Source organism: Kribbella sp. NBC_00482 (assembly GCF_036013725.1).
Taxonomy (GTDB): domain Bacteria; phylum Actinomycetota; class Actinomycetes; order Propionibacteriales; family Kribbellaceae; genus Kribbella.
Map to the genome: position 1 here is coordinate 4385388 of NZ_CP107881.1, position 20032 is coordinate 4405419.

Annotated in this window: 20 protein-coding genes; 12 read left to right on the forward strand and 8 right to left on the reverse strand. The window is 68.5% G+C overall.

Annotated elements, in window-relative coordinates; all coding sequences use genetic code 11:
* Positions 1 to 116: 116 nt before the first annotated feature.
* The 8 genes from OHB24_RS21560 to OHB24_RS21595 all read left to right on the forward strand — a co-directional run bounded on the left by OHB24_RS21560 (position 117) and on the right by OHB24_RS21595 (position 8427).
* Positions 117 to 2240, forward strand: a complete 2124-nt coding sequence (locus OHB24_RS21560) for an alpha-galactosidase (protein WP_327640886.1) — start codon at positions 117 to 119, stop codon at positions 2238 to 2240.
* Between the two features lie 36 nt (positions 2241 to 2276).
* Positions 2277 to 3221 (forward strand): carbohydrate ABC transporter permease, encoded by a 945-nt coding sequence (locus tag OHB24_RS21565; protein WP_327640887.1) that lies wholly within the window; start codon positions 2277 to 2279, stop codon positions 3219 to 3221.
* Entirely contained in the window at positions 3218 to 4099 is an 882-nt protein-coding gene (locus tag OHB24_RS21570; protein ID WP_327640888.1) for a carbohydrate ABC transporter permease, read from the forward strand. Before OHB24_RS21565 ends, OHB24_RS21570 begins: the two co-directional genes overlap by 4 nt.
* Positions 4099 to 5454 carry an ABC transporter substrate-binding protein gene (locus OHB24_RS21575; RefSeq protein WP_327640889.1) on the forward strand — a complete coding sequence of 452 codons (1356 nt, stop codon included), beginning with the start codon at positions 4099 to 4101 and terminating at the stop codon, positions 5452 to 5454. Before OHB24_RS21570 ends, OHB24_RS21575 begins: the two co-directional genes overlap by 1 nt.
* A gap of 170 nt (positions 5455 to 5624) precedes the next feature.
* Positions 5625 to 6125 (forward strand): DUF1707 SHOCT-like domain-containing protein, encoded by a 501-nt coding sequence (locus OHB24_RS21580; RefSeq protein ID WP_327640890.1) that lies wholly within the window; start codon positions 5625 to 5627, stop codon positions 6123 to 6125.
* The gene (locus tag OHB24_RS21585; protein ID WP_327640891.1) at positions 6122 to 6535 is read left to right on the forward strand and encodes a hypothetical protein; all 414 of its coding nucleotides are present in this window, start codon (positions 6122 to 6124) and stop codon (positions 6533 to 6535) included. Before OHB24_RS21580 ends, OHB24_RS21585 begins: the two co-directional genes overlap by 4 nt.
* Entirely contained in the window at positions 6528 to 7982 is a 1455-nt protein-coding gene (locus tag OHB24_RS21590; RefSeq protein ID WP_327640892.1) for a multicopper oxidase family protein, read from the forward strand. Before OHB24_RS21585 ends, OHB24_RS21590 begins: the two co-directional genes overlap by 8 nt.
* 43 nt (positions 7983 to 8025) lie before the next feature.
* Positions 8026 to 8427 carry a hypothetical protein gene (locus OHB24_RS21595; protein WP_327640893.1) on the forward strand — a complete coding sequence of 134 codons (402 nt, stop codon included), beginning with the start codon at positions 8026 to 8028 and terminating at the stop codon, positions 8425 to 8427.
* Positions 8428 to 8458: 31 nt separating this feature from the next.
* Here OHB24_RS21595 and OHB24_RS21600 read toward each other — a convergent pair whose 3' ends face one another.
* From OHB24_RS21600 to OHB24_RS21625, 6 genes are all read right to left on the reverse strand, one after another.
* The gene (locus tag OHB24_RS21600; protein ID WP_327640894.1) at positions 8459 to 8692 is read right to left on the reverse strand and encodes a hypothetical protein; all 234 of its coding nucleotides are present in this window, start codon (positions 8690 to 8692) and stop codon (positions 8459 to 8461) included.
* Between the two features lie 84 nt (positions 8693 to 8776).
* Positions 8777 to 9880, reverse strand: coding sequence for a sulfite oxidase (locus OHB24_RS21605; protein ID WP_327640895.1), 1104 nt, complete (start codon positions 9878 to 9880; stop codon positions 8777 to 8779).
* A 43-nt stretch (positions 9881 to 9923) separates the two neighbouring features.
* Positions 9924 to 10532 (reverse strand): response regulator transcription factor, encoded by a 609-nt coding sequence (locus OHB24_RS21610; RefSeq protein ID WP_327640896.1) that lies wholly within the window; start codon positions 10530 to 10532, stop codon positions 9924 to 9926.
* A 34-nt stretch (positions 10533 to 10566) separates the two neighbouring features.
* A complete protein-coding gene (locus tag OHB24_RS21615; RefSeq protein ID WP_327640897.1) occupies positions 10567 to 11700 on the reverse strand; it encodes a sensor histidine kinase in 1134 nt (377 codons plus the stop codon).
* Positions 11701 to 11761: 61 nt separating this feature from the next.
* Positions 11762 to 12496 (reverse strand): ABC transporter permease, encoded by a 735-nt coding sequence (locus OHB24_RS21620; protein ID WP_327640898.1) that lies wholly within the window; start codon positions 12494 to 12496, stop codon positions 11762 to 11764.
* A complete protein-coding gene (locus OHB24_RS21625) occupies positions 12493 to 13416 on the reverse strand; it encodes an ABC transporter ATP-binding protein (RefSeq protein ID WP_327640899.1) in 924 nt (307 codons plus the stop codon). The genes OHB24_RS21620 and OHB24_RS21625 overlap by 4 nt, the downstream gene beginning before the upstream one ends.
* A gap of 226 nt (positions 13417 to 13642) precedes the next feature.
* On the opposite strand from OHB24_RS21625, the gene OHB24_RS21630 reads away from it, so the two are divergent.
* Positions 13643 to 14134: a DUF1269 domain-containing protein gene (locus OHB24_RS21630; protein ID WP_327640900.1), complete on the forward strand. Its 492-nt coding sequence runs from the start codon at positions 13643 to 13645 to the stop codon at positions 14132 to 14134.
* 7 nt (positions 14135 to 14141) lie between these two features.
* Here OHB24_RS21630 and OHB24_RS21635 read toward each other — a convergent pair whose 3' ends face one another.
* Positions 14142 to 15104 carry a glucuronyl esterase domain-containing protein gene (locus OHB24_RS21635; protein ID WP_327640901.1) on the reverse strand — a complete coding sequence of 321 codons (963 nt, stop codon included), beginning with the start codon at positions 15102 to 15104 and terminating at the stop codon, positions 14142 to 14144.
* 48 nt (positions 15105 to 15152) lie between these two features.
* On the opposite strand from OHB24_RS21635, the gene OHB24_RS21640 reads away from it, so the two are divergent.
* The 3 genes from OHB24_RS21640 to OHB24_RS21650 all read left to right on the forward strand — a co-directional run bounded on the left by OHB24_RS21640 (position 15153) and on the right by OHB24_RS21650 (position 18827).
* Positions 15153 to 16004, forward strand: coding sequence for an aminoglycoside phosphotransferase family protein (locus tag OHB24_RS21640; protein WP_327640902.1), 852 nt, complete (start codon positions 15153 to 15155; stop codon positions 16002 to 16004).
* Between the two features lie 31 nt (positions 16005 to 16035).
* Positions 16036 to 16947 (forward strand): aminoglycoside phosphotransferase family protein, encoded by a 912-nt coding sequence (locus OHB24_RS21645; RefSeq protein WP_327640903.1) that lies wholly within the window; start codon positions 16036 to 16038, stop codon positions 16945 to 16947.
* A gap of 107 nt (positions 16948 to 17054) precedes the next feature.
* On the forward strand, positions 17055 to 18827 hold the full coding sequence (locus OHB24_RS21650; RefSeq protein ID WP_327640904.1) for an HNH endonuclease signature motif containing protein: 1773 nt from the start codon (positions 17055 to 17057) through the stop codon (positions 18825 to 18827).
* Between the two features lie 553 nt (positions 18828 to 19380).
* On the opposite strand, the gene OHB24_RS21655 is transcribed toward OHB24_RS21650, so the two are convergent.
* A complete protein-coding gene (locus OHB24_RS21655) occupies positions 19381 to 19956 on the reverse strand; it encodes a dihydrofolate reductase family protein (RefSeq protein ID WP_327640905.1) in 576 nt (191 codons plus the stop codon).
* Between the last annotated feature and the right edge of the window lie 76 nt (positions 19957 to 20032).

Here is a 20032-nt window from a genome sequence, read left to right on the forward strand (position 1 = left end):
TCCTTCGTTGTAGACAGCTCTAGGGTATTTACTTAACTTCGTGAAGCATTGACAACGGGGCTGGCGGGGTAAATAGTTCCGTCCTGAAATCAATCAGAAAGCAGAGTGAATCAACAGTGTCGAACATCGAGATTCTGCAGCTCCGCGCCGGTGGTGTCAGCCTGGTGCTCGACTGCTCCGGTCCGGCCCTTCCGTCCGTCCTGCACTGGGGTGCGGATCTGGGTGAACTGACGGAGAACGCTCTGCTGGAACTGCGCCGCGGCGTGGGTGCGGTCCAGGAAGGCAACGGCCTGGACGAGAACCGTCCGATCGCGATCGTGCCCGAGTACTCGGCCGGCTGGTTCGGCCTCCCCGGCCTGAACGGGCACCGCGACGGCCAGGACTTCTCGGCGAGCTTCACCCTGAACAGCGTCGCCCGCACCGACAACACCGTGCAGATCGACGCCACAGACACCGAGGCCGGGCTCGCGCTCAGGCTGGCGGTCGAGCTCACGGACTCAGGTCTCGTGCGGACCAAGGCCGACCTGACCAACACCGGCGCAACGCCGTACACGGTCGACGGCCTGCACCTCGCACTGCCCGTGCCGACCGAGGCGACCGAGCTGCTCGACCTGACCGGCCGGCACATCGGTGAGCGGCACCCGCAGCGGCACGCGTTCACGCAGGGCGCCCACATCCGCGACAACCGCCGTGGCCGCACCGGCGCCGACGCCACGCTGTTGCTGATGGCAGGCACCGAAGGCTTCGGCTTCCGCGCCGGCGAGGTCTGGGCCGTGCACACCGCCTGGAGCGGCAACCACCGCTCGTACGCCGAGCGCGGCATGAGCGGGTACGGCGTGATCGGCGGTGGCGAACTGCTGCTCCCGGGCGAAGGTCGCCTCGCGCCCGCAGGCACCTACAGCACCCCGTGGATCTACGGCTCGTACGGCGTCGGCCTCGACCAGGTCTCGCACCGCTTCCACGACTTCCTGCGCGCGCGTTCCAACCACCCGCAGACCGAGCGTCCCGTCGTACTGAACACCTGGGAGGCCGTGTACTTCAACCTCGATCTCGACAAGCTGAAGGCGCTCGCGGACGCGGCCGCCGAGGTCGGGGCCGAACGGTTCGTGCTGGACGACGGCTGGTTCCGCGGCCGCCGCGACGACCACGCCGGCCTCGGTGACTGGTACGTCGACGAGGGCATCTGGCCGAAGGGCCTGCACCCGCTGGTCGAGCACGTGAAGGGCCTCGGCCTGCAGTTCGGGCTGTGGGTCGAGCCGGAGATGGTGAACCCGGACTCGGATCTGGCCCGCGAGCACCCGGACTGGATCCTCGCGACCGGCGACCGGATGCCGCCGACCGCGCGCCACCAGCAGGGCCTGAACCTCGGCGTCCCGGCGGCGTACGACTACATCCTCGAGCGGCTGGACAGCATCCTCAGCGAGTACGACATCGCGTACCTGAAGTGGGACCACAACCGCGACTTCGTCGACGGCGGCAACCAGCACACGGGTACGGCGGGCATTCACGAGCAGACCCTGGCCGTGTACCGGCTGATCGACGAACTGAAGCGCCGGCACCCGGGGCTCGAGATCGAGTCCTGCTCGTCCGGCGGCGCCCGCGTCGACCTCGGCATCCTGGAGCGCACCGACCGGATCTGGGGCAGCGACAGCAATGACGCGCTCGAGCGGCAGACCATCCAGCGCTACACGCAGCTCCTGCTGCCGCCGGAGCTGATCGGCTGCCACGTCGGCCCGCCGCGGGCGCACACCACCGGCCGCACGCAGACGCTGTCGTTCCGCGCGATCACCGCGCTGTTCGGCCACTTCGGCATCGAGTGGGACATCGCGTCGGCCAGCCCCGAGGAACGCCAGGAACTCAAAGGCTGGGTCGCCCTGCACAAGGAACTGCGGCCGCTGCTGCACACCGGGACTGTCGTCCGCGCAGACCGCGGGCCGGAGGACGTGCTCGTCCACGGCGTCGTGGCCAAGGACGGTTCCCGCGGCGTGTTCAGCGTCGTACAGGTCGCGCAGTCGGTGACCTCGGCCGTCGGCCGGGTGCGGCTGCCCGGACTGGACCCGCAGCGGACGTACCGGATCAGCAAGGTCGCGACGCCCGGACCGGTGTCGCGGTCCACGGCGTGGTCGGCCGACGGCGGAAGCGTGGAGCTGAACGGCGCCGCCCTCGCGTCGGTCGGTGTGCTGATGCCCGCGCAGTGGCCGGAGAACGCGATCTTGCTGGACGTGACTGAGGTCGGATAAGCCCGTCCGATCGCCCGGACAGAGGAGGAGATCCCCGTGACCGCCACCACCAACGCACCACCTGCCAGGAAACGAAGTCACGGGGACTCCACGGCACCACCGGGGAAACGGCGAAACCTCGGGGACCTGAAGGTCGCGATGATCTTCATCGCCCCGGCCACCCTCGGGTTCGTCGTGTTCTACATCTGGCCGACGCTGCGCGGCGCGTACCTGAGCTTCACCGAGTACAGCCTGCTCTCGGCGCCGAAGTTCAACGGGCTGGCCAACTACGAGCGGATGGTCCAGGACAGCTTCTTCTGGAACGCGCTCGGGGTCACGGTCGAGTACGTCGTGATCAACATCGGGGTGCAGACCGTACTGGCGGTCGGGATCGCGATGCTGATGTACCGGTTGACGAAGTCGATCACGGTCCGCGCGATCATCCTCGCGCCGTACCTGGTCGCGAACGTCGTCGTCGCGCTGGTCTGGTACTGGATGCTCGACGTGCAGGTCGGCGTCGTGCAAACGTTCCTGGGCTGGGTCGGGATCGACCCGGTGGCGTTCTTCGGCGACTCGCACTGGGCGATCCCGACGGTCGCGGGGATCAACGTCTGGCGGCACATGGGGTACACCGCTCTCTTGGTCTTTGCGGGACTCCAGACGATCCCGAAGTACGTCTACGAGGCCGCCGAGGTGGACGGGTCGACCGAGTGGAAGACGTTCTGGCGGATCACGCTGCCGCTGCTGCGGCCTGTTCTGGTGATGGTCCTGGTGGTCACCATGATCGGGTCGTTCCAGATCTTCGACACGGTCGCCGTGACCACGCAGGGCGGTCCGATCAACGCGACCCGGGTCATCTACTACTACATCTACGAACGAGCGTTCACCCGGTTCGACTTCGGGTACGCGTCGGCGATGGCGCTGGTGCTGTTCGCGATCCTGGCGGTCGTGTCGCTGCTCCAGCTGCGGCTGCTGCGGGCGAAGGAGAGTGATCTCGCATGAGGCGGGACGTAAGCGTCGGCCGTACGGTCGCGTGGATCCTGTTGTTCGTCCTGCTGATCGTCACGCTGTTCCCCTTCTACTGGATGTTGCGTACGGCGTTCTCCGACAACACGCAGCTGCCCGGTCACCCGGATTCGCTGCTGCCCGTGGAGTCCACGCTCGGAGCGTTCAAGCGGGTGCTGGGACTGGCGTCGATCGAGGAGGCGCAGGCGCAGGGCGGTTCCGGCGCGGCCGTGAACTTCTGGCTGTACCTGCGCAACTCGTTGGTGGTGGCAACCATCACGACGGTCTGCCAGGTGTTCTTCAGCGCGATGGCGGCGTACGCGTTCGCCCGGCTGCGCTGGCCCGGGCGGGACAAAGTGTTCGCGTTGTTCCTGGCCGCGCTGATGGTGCCGCCGATCTTCACCACGCTGCCGAACTTCGTGCTGATCAAGAACCTCGGGCTGCTGAACAGCTTCGCCGGCATCATCCTGCCGGGCGCGTTCATGACGCCGTTCGCGATCTTCTTCCTCCGGCAGTTCTTCCTCAGTATCAACCGGGAACTCGAGGAGGCGGCGATGATCGACGGCGCCGGGCACCGGCGGATCTTCTTCGGGCTGATCATCCCGATGAGCGCGGCGCCGATCGCGACGCTGGCGATCCTGACCTACATCAACTCGTGGAACGACTACTTCTGGCCGTTGCTCGTCGGTCAGCAGGAGAACGTGCGGGTGCTGACGGTCGCGCTGGGCGTGTTCCGGTCGCAGACGCCGCAGGGCGGTCCGGACTGGGCCGGGCTGATGGCGGCGACGCTGATCGCGGCGCTGCCGATGATCATCCTGTTCCTGGCGTTCGCCAAGCGGATCACGAACTCCATCGGCTTCTCAGGGATCAAATGATGAACCTCTCACGAAGGACCCTGCTGAAGGCAGGACTGGGCGCGCTCGCCGTACCAGCTGTTGCCGCCTGCAACAACGGCGCCGCGGCGCGTGGCGACGGCGAGATCATCTACTGGCTGTGGGACTCCGCGCAGCTGCCGATGTACACCGAGTGCGCGAAGGTGTTCCACGAACAGAACCCGCAGTACTCGGTCAAGATCGAGCAGTACGGGTGGAACGACTACTGGTCGAAGCTGGTGACCGGGTTCATCTCGGACACCGCGCCGGACGTGTTCACCGGACACTCGTCGAAGTACCCGCTGTTCGCGGACAAGGGGCAGGTGCTGCCGATCGACGACTACGTTGCCAAGGACAACGTTGATCTGGGCATCTACCAGAAGGGTCTGGCAGATCGCTGGATCGGCGCGGACGGCAAGCGGTACGGCCTGCCGAAGGACTGGGACACCGAGGTCTACTTCTACAACAGCGCGTTCACCGAGGCGGCCGGGATCAGTACCGAGCAGCTCAACTCGATGACGTGGAACCCACAGGACGGCGGGACCTTCGAGCAGATCGTCCGCCGGCTGACGGTGGACTCCAAGGGCCGTCGCGGCGACCAGCCGGGGTTCGACAAGGACAACGTCAAGGTCTACGGACTCGGGTACGCCGACGCCGGCGGTGGTGACGGGCAGACGAGTTGGAGCTGGTACGCCGCCATCAACGGCTGGAAGTACTCCGAGGGCGAGCCGTGGGGGACGAAGTTCTTCTACGGCGACCCGAAGTTCACCGAGACGATCGGGTGGTGGCGTGGGCTCATCACCAAGGGGTACATGCCGACGTACGCGCAGGCGAAGTCCGGGGTGGACGTGACGACCTCCTTCGGTGCGGGGAAGTACGCGATCACGCCGAACGGCTCCTGGATGCTCGGGACGTACGGGACGCTGAAGCAGGTGAAGACGAAGCTCGCGCGGCTGCCGATCGGGCCGGTCGGCAAGCGGATGTCGATGATGAACGGGCTCGCGGACACCATCTGGGCCGGCACCACGCGGCGGGACGCCTCGTGGGCCTGGGTGAAGTTCCTCGGGTCACAGACTGCTCAGGACATCGTCGCCAAGGCGGGCGTCGTGTTCCCGGCGGTGGCGGCGAGCATGCCGGCGGCCAAGGCGGCGTTCGCGAAGAGCGGATGGGATGTGACGCCGTTCCTGGAGCCGGTCGAGGCGGGTGACGTGTTCCCGTACCCGGCTAACCCGAACGCCGCGGACGTGACCGCGGTGATGACACCGGCCATGGACGCGGTCCTCTCGTTCGAGGCTCAACCGGCGTCCCTGGCGAAGGCGAACGACGATGTGAACAAGATCCTCTCGGTCAACAGCTGAGGGTTCACCCTGGGGTGCACTACGCCCGGGGGAGTACGCGGTACTGCGTCCAGTGGTGCAGTGTGCTCCTCCGGGGGTAGGGGAGGTGCCGCCGCTGAGGCGACGCGGTGGAGGGGGTTCGAAAGACAGTCTTGGTGCCGTTGGAAGAACTACGAGCACCGAGGAGTGTCATGAACGACGAGAGGCCGGGCGGATCGATCCGTATCGGCGACAGTGAGCGTGAGGACGCCGTCCGGCGTCTGGGCGAGCATTACGAAGCCGGCCGGCTGAGCGCGGAAGAACACTCCGAGCGCGTCGAGCAGGCACTGAAGGCGCGGACCGGCGCCGACCTGGAGGGTCTGTTCGCGGACCTGCCGGGAGCACAGCAGGCTGCTGGTGGTGGTGGTGGTGATGGTGGTGAAGGTTGGGCCGGCCCGTGGGGTTGGCGCAAGCAGCCGTGGACAGCACCAGAGAACGCTGCTGGAGCTGCTGGGCCTGGGCGGCCGGAGTGGGCCCGGCGTGGGTTCCTGGGGCGGGTTCCGTTTCCGTTGCTGATCTTGCTGGGCGTGTTCGGTGTACTGGCCTCGATCGGGTGTGTGGTGGGTGGCGGGCATCCGCCGATCCTGCCGCTGGCGTTGATCGTGGCGGCCGCGTTCGTCGTACGGAAGCGCCAGACGGAGCGTCGCGCATGAGGAACGTGTACCGGATCGTGGGGATGCTGATCGCGATCGCGGTCGTACTGCAGGTCGCCTCGATCGCGCTGGCCGGGTTCACGATCGCGAAGGACGCCGACGACGGCACCTCGATCGGCGCCGACTACAGCAACTTCGGGCAGAGCTACCACAGCATCGCCGGTACGGCGATCGGGCTGCTCGCGCTGGTGTTCCTGATCGTGTCGTTCCTGACCGACGTACCGCGGGGCCGGGTGATGGCCGGGATCGTGGTCGGGCTGGTGGTCGTGCAGTTCCTGCTCGCGGTGGTGTCCTTCGGGGTGCCGGCGCTCGGCCTGCTGCACGGGATCAACGGACTCGTGATCGCCGGTGTGGCGAGCGCCGGCGCGCGACGGGCCGCCGTACCGAATCAGCCTGTGACCAGTGGCTGACGTAAAGAACCGCCGGTGGGGCCGGCTGGTTGCTCTGGGGGTGACCCTGGCGGTACTCGTACCGCTCGGGTACCTCTGGGCGACCAGCCTGGTCCCCGGGGAGTACGACCCGGCGGAGATGGGGTACGCCGACTACGGTGGCGGACCGTCGATGAATCATGAGCACCACACGATGAGCGGCATGAGCGTCCCGGACCTGACGGGACCCAAGACGGGTACGCCGAACGTGGACGTGACGCTCGTGGCGCGGAAGCAGAAGTTCCAGCTCGCGTCCGGGGAGACGATCGACGGGTACACGGTGAACGGGACGTCACCCGGGCCGCTGATCCGGGCGCGGGTGGGCGATCTGGTGCAGGTCACGTTCGTGAACGAGTCCGTGAAGGACGGCGCCACGTTGCACTGGCACGGGATCGGCGTACCGAATGCCGAGGACGGGGTCGCCGGGGTGACGCAGGACGCCGTACCGGTGGGTGGGAAGCACGTGTACCGGTTCAAGGCCGCGCAGGCGGGGACGTACTGGTACCACTCGCATCAGGTGTCGAGCGACGAGGTCAAGGGCGGGCTGTTCGGCCCGATCGTGATCGCGCCGGCCGTTTCCGGCGAGGTCATCGCGGCGATCCACACGTACGACGGGAAGCGGACGATCAACGGGCGCACCGGGACCGCGCGGGTGGAGCTGCCGGCCGGTACGACGGCGCGCGTGCGCGTCATCAACACCGACAACGCCATCCTGCGGGTCGGGCTGATCGGGACGCCGTACAAGGTGATCGCGGTCGACGGTCGCGACGTCCATGGGCCGACGGCCGTGACGGCTGCCTATCCGCTGCCTGCTGGTGGACGGGTGGATCTCGAGGCTGTGGTCCCGGCCGGTGGGATGCGGCTGGTCGCCGGTACGTCGGCGTTGTCGCTCGGGATCGGGCCGGTCGACCCTCCGAAAGGTGACCTGCCGGGGGAGACCGTGGATCTGCTGACCTACGGTACGGCGGCGCCGATCGGGTTCGACCCGGCGAACGCGGACCGGAACTTCGAGTACCGGATCGGGCGGCGGCCCGGGTTCCTGGACGGTGTGCCGGGGTTGTGGTGGACGATCAACGGCCACAAGTTCCCCGACGTACCGATGTTCATGGTCGCCGAGGGTGACGTGGTCCGGATGAAGATCTCCAACACCAGCGGCCAGGCGCACCCCATGCACCTGCACGGCCACCACGCCGTGGTCCTCTCCCGCAACGGCGTCGCGGCGACGGGTTCACCGTGGTGGGTCGACACCCTCGAGGTCGGCAACAAGGAGACGTACGAGATCGCCTTCGTGGCCGACAACCCCGGCCTCTGGATGGACCACTGCCACAACCTCCCGCACGCCTCCGAAGGCCTGATGACCCACCTCATGTACGAAGGCGTCACCACGCCGTACCGCGTCGGCGGCGACTCCCACAACGAACCGGAATGAAACCGCGCGACACCCGGCTGCGTCCATGGCACATGATGTTCCGGTGAGCGACCCCGACGACGACCTGCACGGCCGGCAGCTACTTCTGTTGCTGCTGTTCTTCGGCACGGTGGGCGGCGGGTTGTACTTCCTCGGCTGGCTGACCCGCCCCAGCACTCTCTCCGAGGCCCCGCTCCTCTGTTTCGCGATCGCGGGCGGGGCCTGCTACCCCGCCCGCTGGCTGGCCGAACGGTTCGCGTGGTGGAAGCGACTGGAGGAGCCCACCCGGTGGACGCAGGCCCGGCGAGAACGAGCCCGGGAGCGTGATCGCGCCGACGCACGCGAGGCCGCGGCCAGACGGCGCGCGGCCGAGGCGGCCGGAATCGAACTGACGGGGCCGCGACACGGCAGGAAGAGGCGGCGGTGGTTCGACCGGAGGACAAGTGGTCGCGGTGGCACGACGTGACTATCACGCTCGCGCGGCCGGATTCTGATGTTCACGCGGTTGCTTGCGGCAACGGTTGACGGCTGAGACGGTCGATCTGGGTGCGGTGGAACGCGGCGATCCGCTCACAGGCGGCGTCGATCGCGGCCCGCTGGGACGCGTACGAGCCGCACCAGAACGGGTCGTCGGGCTGCGGATCGAGTTCGTCGTCGACGTCGGCGTACCACTCACCCGCCGCCCGGAACACCCGTGCGTGCAAGTGCACCTCTGTATCCAGCTCGTTCACCGCACCACTCCTGGAGGTGAGAACCGTGTACCTCTCCAGGATGTGACTCCGGTACGCCGGAACCCGCCAGCGACACGCGGCGGATCAGGTGACGAGGACTGTGATGCGCTGGGCGGTGTTGTTGCTGAAGCCGCCGCGGTTCCACGGTGCCTCGATGGGTTGTTCGCGACCGCTGGCGTCGTACGCGCGGACGGTGAGGACGTGCTCGCCCGGTGTCGCCTCCCAGTCGAAGGCGAAGGCCCGCCAGGCGAGCTCGTCGGCTTCGTTGCTGGCGGCACCCAGTTTCGCCTCGTGCCAGTTGACGCCGGCATCGGTGCTGACCTCGACCCGCTCGATCGGCGCCCACCCGGACCAGGCCCGGCCGAACAACGCAACGGTGCCCGCGGCAACGAAGCGGTGCCGACTCATGAAGTCCGGGAAACCGGGTGGGACGAGCAGCGCCCGCGGTTCGATCCGGGTGACCGCGACGCCTTGGTCGTCGGCGTCCGTGCGGATCCGGTACGCCACCGCGTTCTGGAACCCGTCGAACGTGTGGTCGATGACCTCGATCGACCGCAGCCACTTCACGCTCGCCATCCCGTACCAGCCAGGTACGACGAGGCGCAGCGGGTAGCCGTGCTGCGGCGGCAACGGCGCACCGTTCATCTCCCACGCGACGAGCGCGCCGGAGTCGATCGCCTCCTCCACCGACAGTCCACGCTGGTAGTCCTGCTCGACGCCGCGCTCCACACCGTGGTCCGCGCCGGTGAACACCACATCCACGGCATCGGAGCGCAGCCCCGCAAGCCGCAGCAGATCGGACAACAGCACGCCCGTCCACTCCGCCGTACCGACTGCCTCCGACAACCACGGCTGACTGATCGGCCGCGGTTGCAGCGTCGCGCGGCCGTTGCCGGCGCACTCCAACGTGACGCGGACGGTACGGCGTCCCATCATGCGCAACTCGGTCAGCCCGAACGCCGACGGTTGCTCGACGCACCCGTCCACGCTCAGCAGCCAGTCGCCCGCGTTCGTTGCCGGGATGTCGTAATGCACCAGCACGTAGTGCAGTCCCGGCGGCGTCACGTCGTACCGCAGGCCCTCCAACGGCATCCCGTGATTCCGGGCCGCCAGTTGCAGCTCGTCGGCCGTGATCCCCTCGCCCGTGTCCGCCAACCGCCCCCGCACACTGAAATTCTCGATCGACATCGCAGATCCCCTCCCCTGAAGTAACCCTAGAGGTAGAGACCGGCTACAACCACCCGTTGTCGAGGGCGATACGTGCGGCTTCGGCCCGGGTCCGGGCGCCGGTCTTGCCGATGGCGGCGGAGAGGTGGTTGCGCACGGTGCCTTCGGACAGGTGCAGCTCCCTGGCGATGTCGGCGACCGTGCCTCCCTCGCGGGCGGCCCGCAGTACGTCGGACTCGCGGCCCGTCAACGGGCTGGTGCCGGCGACCAGGGTCTCGGCGGCGAGCGACGGGTCGACCACGCGGAGCCCTTGATGCACCCGCCGTACGGCGTCCGCCAGCTGCGTCGCGGGCGTGTCCTTGACGACGAAACCGGCCGCGCCGGCCTCCATCGCGCGCCGCAGGTACCCGGGCCGGCCGAACGTGGTCACCATCAGCACCCGCACCCCGGGTACGGCGACGCGCAGCGCGGCGGCCGCCTCGATGCCGTCCAGCCCGGGCATCTCGACGTCGAGGAGCGCGACATCGGGCCGGGCGTGCTTCGCGGCGTCGATGACCTCGTCGCCGCGGCCGACCTCGGACACCACTTCCAGATCGGGCTCGAGGTCGAGCAGAGCGGCGAGGGCGCCGCGCACCAGCGCCTGGTCGTCGGCGATCAACAGTCGGATGGTCACAGCCCTATCCTCACAGGCCGGCCTGTGCTGGTCCTCACGGACCGACCTTGACGGCCAGCCGGAACCCGCCGCCCGGCGCCTCGCCGACCTGGACCCCCGCGCCGGCCTGGTCCGCCCGTTCCCGGAGCCCGACCAGCCCGTGGCCGGACGCGCCCCCGCCCGGCGTCGGCCCCTTGCCGTCGTCCAGTACTTCGATCTGCGCCGCCGTGAGCCGGATCGTGCAGTGCTTCGCGCCGGAGTGCCGTATGACGTTCGTGACGCCTTCCCGCACCACCCAGGCGAACAGTTCGCGGTTCTCCTCCGGTACTTCGTCGACCGTGGTCGGCAGATCCGCCTTGATCTCGGCGGCCTGCAGCGCGGTCCGCGCCGAGACGAGCTCACCGGCCAGGCTCAGTTCGCGGTACCCGGCGACGGCCGCCCGTACGTCGGCCAGCGCCGCCCGCGCCAGGCTCTCGACGTCCGCGACCTCGGCGGCGGCCCGCTCCGGGTTCGCCGCCATCAGCTTGCCGGCCAGCTCCGCCTTCACCGTGATGACGGTGAGCGAATGGCCGAGGATGTCGTGCAGGTCGCGGGCGAACCGGTTCCGCTCCTCCTGCACGGCCAGCTCGGCCATGTCCTTACGGGCCGCGTTCAGCTCGATACTGCGCTGGATCGCCCGTCGCATGCCGAACACGGCCAGGGCACCGAGGAAGATCGCGAACCCGAAGCTGCCGTCGTCGCTCCAGCCCGGCACCACCCGCATCGCCAGCTCGACGCTGCCGAGCAGGACCACGACGATGCCGATCGCGATCCGGAGGTCGAGCGCCATCATCGCGACCGCGGAGATGTACACCAGGCAGGTCAGCGCCTGCTGACCCGCCGAGGGCAGCAGCAGGAGGCTCAGGGTGAGCATCCCGCCGAGATACACCAGCCGCTGCCAGGTGGAGATACCGCCGGGGCCGATGCCGACCCAGCGGATCCACCCGAAGAACCCGAGGTACGAGAGCGCGAACAGGGCGAGCGTGGCCAGCCCGAGGATCCGGGTCGTTCCGTCCCGGCGGACGATCTCCTCGAACGGCTGGTTCAGGTAGAACAACCAGACCCCGGCCGCCAGCCAGCCCCACCGCCCAGGTCCTGGGCGGCCGCCGCGCTCGGCGAGCGCGTCCATCAGGGTCGGCGAAGTCTTCACGGTGGTCACGCTATCGCCCGGATGTTCGGTCACGGAGGTTTCGGTCACAGATGTTCCAGCTTCAGGCGCGGGCGGTGTCGGCGCGGAACCGGCGGAGCCCGATGAACCCGAGCACGACGGTCCAGCCGATCACCACCAGCAGCGCGTGGGTGTCCACACCGCCCGCCGTCAGCGCACTCCGCGAGGTCTGACCGGTCCAGTACGCCGGCGTGAGCTGGGCGATGTGCTTCATGATCGACGGCATCTGGTCGACAGGAAGCCACAGGCCGCCGAACGCCGCGATCAGCATCGTGGTCAGACCGGTGATCGGCTGCACGCTGTCCGGCTTCGCGATGTACCCGATGACCAGGCCGATCGCCGCGAACGGCAGCGCGCCGAGCCATGACACCAGCGCGACCGTCAGCCACTGCGTTGCGCTCAGGTGCACGTTCCCGACGGTCATGCCGCACAGGAACACCACGAGGAGCGGCGGGATCGCCAGTAGCAGGCTCAGGATGACCTTGTTCACGACGTACGCCTGGGGCTTCAGCGGGGTGAGCCGCAGTGTCCGGTTCCAGCCGCCGTCGCGTTCGGCCGCGATCACACCGCCGCTGCTCATCGCCGCGGACATCGAGCCGAACATCGCCATACTGACCATCACGTACGCGATCGCGGAGATGCCGGCCTCGTTGGCGTCCTTCGGCAAGGTCATGCCGAAGATCGCGAACAGCACCAGCGGCATCAGGATCGAGAAGATCAGCACCCGCCGGTTCCGCAGGGTGCGGCGGATGTCGAAGATGAGGTAGTCGCGGTTCATGCCAGGGTCTCCTGTGCCTTGTTCTGGTCGGCCTTGTTCTGGTCGGTGATCGCGAGGACCGCGTCCTCGAGATCGGCCGAGTTGACTTCGATGTCGTGGGCCTTGGTGTTGTCCAGCAGGTGCCGCAGCGTGTTGTCGGAGTCGGCGCACTGCAGCAGGACCACGTCACCGCGGGTCTCGACGTTCCGTACGCCGGGCAGCGACGCGAGCGCGGCCAGATCGGCGCCAGGGATCGTGGCGCGGATGGTGCGCCCGGAGACGCTCGCCTTGATCTGCGCGGCGGTGCCGTCGGCAACGATCTTGCCGTTGCGCATCAGCACCACGCGGTCGGCGTACGCGTCGGCTTCTTCCAGGTAGTGGGTCGCGAACAGGACCGTGCGGCCGAGGGCGGTCTCGGCGTGCATCGACGCCCAGAAGTCGCGGCGGGCCTCGACGTCCATACCGGTCGTCGGCTCGTCCAGCACGATCAGGTCGGGCTGCGGGATGATCGCCATCGCGAACCGCACCCGCTGCTTCTGGCCGCCGGACAGGCCCTTCATGGTCCGCTTGGTGAGGTCGGAGATCCCGGCCCGCTCGAGCGCCTCCTCGACCGGCATCGGGTCGTTGTGCAGGCCGGCCACCAGGTTCAGGAGTTCGCCGACCTTGGCGTCCTCGATGATCCCGCCGCTCTGCAACATCACCCCGACCTGGCCCTTGGCGATCGCGTCGGTCGGCGTACCGCCGTACACCTGCACGGTGCCCTGGTCCGGCTTCACCAGCCCGAGCAGCATCTCGATCGTGGTCGATTTGCCGGCGCCGTTCGGCCCCAGCAACGCCACCACTTCACCGGGCCGGATGGTCAGATCCACCCCGGCGACGGCCTGCACAGCCGCATACTTCTTGGTCACACCCCGCAGGCTGACCGCAGTCGTTGTCGTCATACCTAGAGCTTCCCGAAGGACGCCGGGGCAGACCTGGATCGGCCGTCACCACCCACCCATGACATCCGTCAGCCGGACAGACATGAGGGATGGTGGCTCGGCCGGCAGGTTGGTGTGGGCGAGGCCTGGTACCGGGTGGTCTCTGGTGGTGGACTGCGGGCTGAGGCGGGGACCGCAGCACGCGCGTGCTGCGCGGAGGTCGGTGGGGCGTGAGGAGACCGGTGCGATGGCGACGTTGACGGTGTGGAAGTTCGAGACCTGGGACGGGGCCAACCAGGCGATCGGGACGTTGGAGAGTCTGGCGAAGCAGAAGCTGATCCGGATCCATGACGCGGCCTCGGTGTCGTGGCAGCCCGAGAAGCGGCGGCCCCGGACCCGGCAGGTGCGGAACATGACGGGCCCGGGAGCGGTCGGTGGGATGTTCTGGGGGATGCTGTTCGGAACGATCTTCCTGATGCCCTGGGCGGGAGCCGCGATCGGCGCGGCGGCCGGAGCGGTGGCGGGCTCCCTGATCGACGTCGGGATCGACGACGACTTCATCAAGAAGGTCCGCGCCCAGGTCACGCCGGGGACGTCGGCGCTGTTCCTGCTGTCCAGCGACGAGGTGGCGGACAAGGTCCGCGAAACCTTCCGGAAGACCGGGCTGCGGGCCGAGCTCGTCCACACCGACCTGACCGACGATCAGGAAGCTGCCATCCACGAGATGTTCGGGAACTGACGGGGAGTCACCGTTTCGCGAAGGCCAGAGCGTGCAGCCAGTCCTCCTCGAGGAGGGCGTGGCCGCCGGGACGCAGGTGATAGCCGATGCCGTCGGGGCCGAACGCCGGCCGGGCCGCTTGCACCGCGAGGTACTCGCCGATCGGGTCCGCCCAGGCGTCGTCCTCGGCGCTGGTGACGTACACGCGGCGCGGGGCGATGCTCGCGAGGAGCTGATGCTGGTCGACGGGCAGGCTGTCCTCGTTCCCGGCGTACGTCGAGAACGACGGGACGAACCAGTGCGGGAACTTCGTGGTGATCGCGGCGATGTCCTCGCCACCCGGATGGCGGAACAGCGAGGCGCCGCAGCACCCGGACCCGTTGGCGACCGTGACCGCGAACCGCTCGTCCTGCGCGCCGGCCCACAGCGCGGCCTTCCCCAGCCGGGAGTGCCCGAGCACGATCGGCTCCGCCGGATCAACGCCCTCGATGCTTCCGGCGATGTCGAGCAGGCGGGACAGCCCCCAAGCCCAGGCGCCCACGGCACCCCATGACTCCCTCGGGAACAGCGCTCGTACGCCGGTCGCGGCCGGGTCCGGGTCGTCGGGCTCGATCTGTTGGTAGTCGACGGCGAGTACGGCGTACCCGGCCGCCATCACCTGCGCGGGCGGCTCCTTGTTGCCCTCGAAGTCGAGGGTGACGACGAGTGGAACGGGATGTTCGGCGCTCGCCCCGGCCGGTAGGTGGGTGACGGTATCGAGCTCGAGGTCGTCCAGCGGACAGGCGATCACGGCACGGTGACGCAGACGGTCGGCCGCCCCGTCCAGAACACCGTCGTCCCGCGAACGCAGTACCACCTCGGTCAGCCGCCCACCGTCCGGCGTACGGCCGTAAATCGTCCGGGCGAACTCGTCGACAACATCAGATCCGATAGCCGGCAGCGGGGGAACCTCAGCGCGCTGCCACGCCTCAGGGAGCGGTGAATCCGTCATGGAATAAGTACTCTAGCGATCTCATCCACCCGCCGAAGGGGACGTCCGGTGACTGGTTCAGTGGCCGTGGACGTCAGCCGGGTCGAGGCCTGGGCCGGGCGCGCTGTGGTCGGTGACGTGCGGCGCGTGCGGTTGCAGGGCGGGCGAGTATCGCCGATCGTCGAGCGGGTCATCGTGCCGGTGTCCGGCGGAGTGGTCGAGCTGCTTGCCAAGCGCGCGACGCCGGGGGAGGTGGTGGCGCTCGACCTGTTGCCGGCGGATCCGGTGTTTCCGGAGCTGGTCGACTCGGGCGTTGACGAGAGCGGGCCTTGGGTTGTCACGACGTACCAGCCCGGTGCCTCCATCGGATGGACGACCGAGCCGCCGGGTGCGGTCTACGAGGCGTTGGCCCGATTGCATCAGCGATATCTGGGGCGTGCCGATCTCGAGCTGCCACGGGTGGACGCGGACTTCTTGCGGCGTTCGTTCGACGGGTTCGCGCGCGGCGGTTTGGCGACGGTTCCTGCGCATCCGGTCCGTGGGCGGGCGGATCGGATGCTGGACCGGTTCGTGGACGACGAGCGGCTGCTGGCGGGGCTGGAGCGGTTGCCGGTGACGTTGCTGCATGGCGACGTTCACGGCGACAACGTGATCGTCGATGATCTTGGTCGTCCGGTACTCGTCGACTGGGGCAGTGCGCGGATCGGTCCGCCGATGCTGGACGTTACGTTGGCGGCCGGGCCTTCAGGTGTGGCGTCGTACGGCGAGACGTCGGAGCTGGGGCGGGTGTGGGCGACGGCCGTGAACAACGCGATGTTCGTCGGGGCTGCTGCGCAGCGGAGCCTGGAGGTCGCGGGGGAGATGGTGATCGCGGCCGAGCGGGCGGTCGACGAACTGGGGGCGCTGCTCGAAATCGGTTGACCGTACGTCGTGTGAGTGTGAGGGTCGCGCCGTGACGGGTGTTTCGAAGCTGCACGACGACGAGGTGGACATCGACTCCGCGGTGGTGGAGCGATTGCTGGCGGAGCAGTTCCCGCGCTGGGCAGGGCTGCCGGTGCGGGTGGTCGAGCGGTCGGGGACCGACAACGTGACGTTCCGCGTCGGCGACGACCTGGCGGTCCGGTTGCCGCGGACGCCCCGGAACCAGGGTCAGGTCGAGATGGACCTGACCTGGATGCCACGCCTGGCACCGCATGTCTCGCTGCCGATCCCGGAACCACTGGAACTCGGTCAGCCGGCAGAGTTCTATCCCTTCACCTGGGGCGTCTACCGGTGGTTGCCTGGAGCACCGTTCACGGCGGAGTCCATGGACAGCACGCAGGCGGCCGGTGAGCTGGCCGGCTTCGTACGAACCCTGCGAGAAGTCGACACGACCGGCGCGCCAGTACCGGACGACGATCCCTTCAGCCGCGGTACGCCGCTGGCGCCGCGGGACGAAATGTTCCGCGAGGCCCTGGACGAGCTGCGGGAACACTTCGACACCGGGCGCGTGCTGGCCGCCTGGGAGGAGTCGTTGGCAGCCGACACCTGGGACGGTACGCCGCGGTGGATCCACGGTGACCTCATGTCAGGCAACATACTGGTTGCTGATGGCAAGCTGTCGGCGGTGATCGACTTCGCTACCGCGCGCGCCGCCGACCCGGCCGGCGACGTACTGCCCGCGTGGTGGATCTTCGAAGGCGAGTCCAGGAAGGCCTACCGCGAAGCACTCGAGGTCGACGACGCCACCTGGCTCCGCGCCCGCGGCTGGGCCCTGTCCCTGGTGCTCATCGCAATCCCTTATTACATGGGCCGTTTCCCCGACACCCTCCCGAACGGCCAGGACTCGGTCGCCGACATCCTGACCGACTTCACTGCACACTAGCGCTGCCCGGCGCAAGGGCCTGTGAAGATCTGTGGATAACGGATTCCCTTGAAAATAAGGGGTTCTGGCTTTGAAAACTGTCGGTGGGGGTGTCTAGGCTTTGCTGCATGGAGAAGCCGCCGGAGTTGATGAGTGACGCCGAGCTGGCGCGCGCTCTCGACCAGTGCGACGCCGACCAGGCCCGGGTGGAGACTCGCCGGTTGCGCCTGATCGGGGCGATGGACAGGTCGGGGTACGCCGAACGGGTCGGTGCCCGCGACATGGTCCAGTACCTGAAGTTCCGGTACCGCCTCGACCACTCGCGGGCTTCCCGCGACGTCCGCCTGTCCCGCGCGCTGCCTAAGTATGCGGCGGTCGTCGCCGCGCTGCCTGACCCTGATGTGGCCGAGGACGAAGAAGTCCCTCAGGTGTTCCTGCGGCCGGCGCAGGCCGAAGCGATCGTGACCGCGCTGGAAAAGGTCCCGACCACCGTGCCGGTCGCCGATCTCGAGTTCGCCGAAGAAGAACTGGTCCGCCTCGCCCGCCACCTGGCACCGGCCGACCTGCGCAAGGCCGCCGAACAATCCCGCGACATCCTCGACACCGACGGCCCCGAACCCGAAGAAGACAAGGCCGCTGCCCGCGAGACCCTGACCTTAAAGACCGCCGACCGAGGAGTGAAGTTCAACGGGTACCTGGCCAACGAAAACGCCGAACTCCTCCGGACACTCATCTTCACCGGCGCCCGCCCGCACAAGACCATCGACGGTGAGCGCGACCCCCGCTCCCGCGAAAAGCGCCAGGCAGACGCCCTCACCACCACCCTCACCCTCGCCGCCACCGCCCTAGACGCCGGCACCCCCTCACCCACCATCCCCCGCCCCACCACCCCATCAAGTCCCCCGGCAACCGATACCCCGGAGACTGGCTCTACGGAGGCTGGTCCTACGGCGGCTGGTCCTACGGCGGAGACAACGACCGACGCGCGGCGCGGCTCAGATGTTGGCGGGGACGGTGGTGCGGTGGCTGGTTCGGGTCGTGACGTGGTGCCTGGGTTCGGGGCGAAGGCGAACATCACCGTCACCATCGACCTGCAGGACCTCAAGTCGATGACCGCGGACGCGATCGGACAGACCGTCTACAGCAATGGGCTGTCCGCGGCCACCATCCGCCGGCTGGCCTGCGACGCCAAGGTCATCCCGATCGTCCTCGGCTCCAACTCCGAACCCCTCGACGTCGGCCGCTGCGAACGCCTGGTCACCCGCGCCATGCGCCGCGCCCTGAACACCCGCGACCGCGGCTGCGTCGTCTGCGGAGCCCCACCCATCATGTGCGACGCCCACCACCTGATCTCCTGGATCGACGGCGGCGACACCAAGATCTCCAACCTCGTGCTGCTCTGCCGCTGCCACCACACCGACCTACACAACGGCCACTGGACCATCACCATCACCAACGGCGAAGTCCACGTAGCCAGACCCGCCTGGGCCGACCCACCACCCCGCCGCCCACAGAGACCACCAGACGCCGCACACCAGGCGCAGGAGCCGCCGGGTGAGCACCCCACGCCGTCGGCTCCACCGGACGAAACGCCCAGGCCACACGAGCCACCGGGGTACTACCCCACGCCCTCGGACCCGCCGGACAGCGTATTCACGCACGCCGACAACCCGAGACCCCACACCTCAACCCCCGCAGATGATCCGTGGGGCGAGACTGCCCTGCCCGCAGATGATCCGTCGGGTGAGAGCGCCCTGCCCGCAGACGCCGAACGGGACGTCAGGCCGAGCCGCTGGAACGCCGACGAGTCGACACGTGCGGAGGCAGCCCGATTCGCGGTCTGGGGCGAGCACGCCCCGAACGGCACCGGCACCGGCCCACCATCCTTCGCCACGATCTGATCCCGCGAGGTCTGCACGGCCGATCCTCGGACAGCCGTCACTCCCCATCGCGGGATTCGATGCACCCGATGCCCGAGACGTGCTGCCCCGAGACGTGCCGCGCGGGGACGTGGTGCGCGGGGACGTGCTGCCGCGGGGAGGTGGTGCGGGGACGTGATGCCGGGCGTGGTGCGGGGAGGTGGTGCGGGGAGGTGATGCGGGGAGGTGGTGCCGGGCGTGGTGCCGGGCGTGGTGCGGGACGTTGTGCGGGGAGGTGGTGTGCGGGGACGTGATGCCGGGCGTGATGCGGGGGCGTGGTGTGCGCGGGGCTGGGGTGGTTGGGGTGGTTGGGGTGTTGGTTGTGCGGCTCACTCGTGTGACGTGCTGGGGGGGTCGCGGGGGTGGCGCCATCGGCGGTCGGGCGTTCGAGCGTCGGCTGCCGTTGGCGGCGGGTGGTCGGGTGGTCGGGTTGGTGCGTGCCAGTTCAGGAGCAGGCGTTCTTCGTGGTCGTGGATCGGCGACGGAAGGAGTGGGCGTCAGGGCCTGAGGGCGGGGTGAGCGAGGTTGGGTGGGGTCAGGCGTGGAGGGTGGGGCGGTAGATGAGTTCTTGGGTGTGGCCGTCGAGGGTGTGGGTCTCGAGGAGTTCCAGGTCGAGTTCGGCGGCGTCTTCGAAGATCCGGCCCAGCCCGCCCTTCCCGGTGATCACGGGGAAGACCGTGACCTGGACGCGGTCGACCAGGCCGGCGGCCAGTAGTGCGCGGTTCAGGGTGAGGCTGCCGTGCGAGCGCAGCGGGATGTCCGACTCCTTCTTGAGGCGCGCGATGGCTTCGACGGGGTCGCCGTTCAGCACGGTGGCGTCCGGCCAGTCGAGCGTTCCTTCGAGGGTGTTCGACACCACCGTCGTCGGCAGGTTCCGCATACGGGTGACCCACGGGTCCCGAGTCTCGGATCCTTCGGAGCTCGAGGCGAGCATCGCCGCCATCCCCCGAAAGGTGTTGGCTCCGAGGACCAGCCGCTGCTCCTCGCCGAACTGGTGGAAGCGGTGCTCCAGAAACTCCGGACCTTGCTTCCCGAAGTAGCCACCGAACGACCTGCTGTTCGAGTAGCCGTCGAAGCTCGAGAAGATGTCGAAGGTGTAGCTGGCGGTCATTTTGTTCTCCCCTGGTTTGGTAGGCGCGTTCTGCGGCGCCCTCACCACTACTACGACCACCTCGGTCCTGATCCGA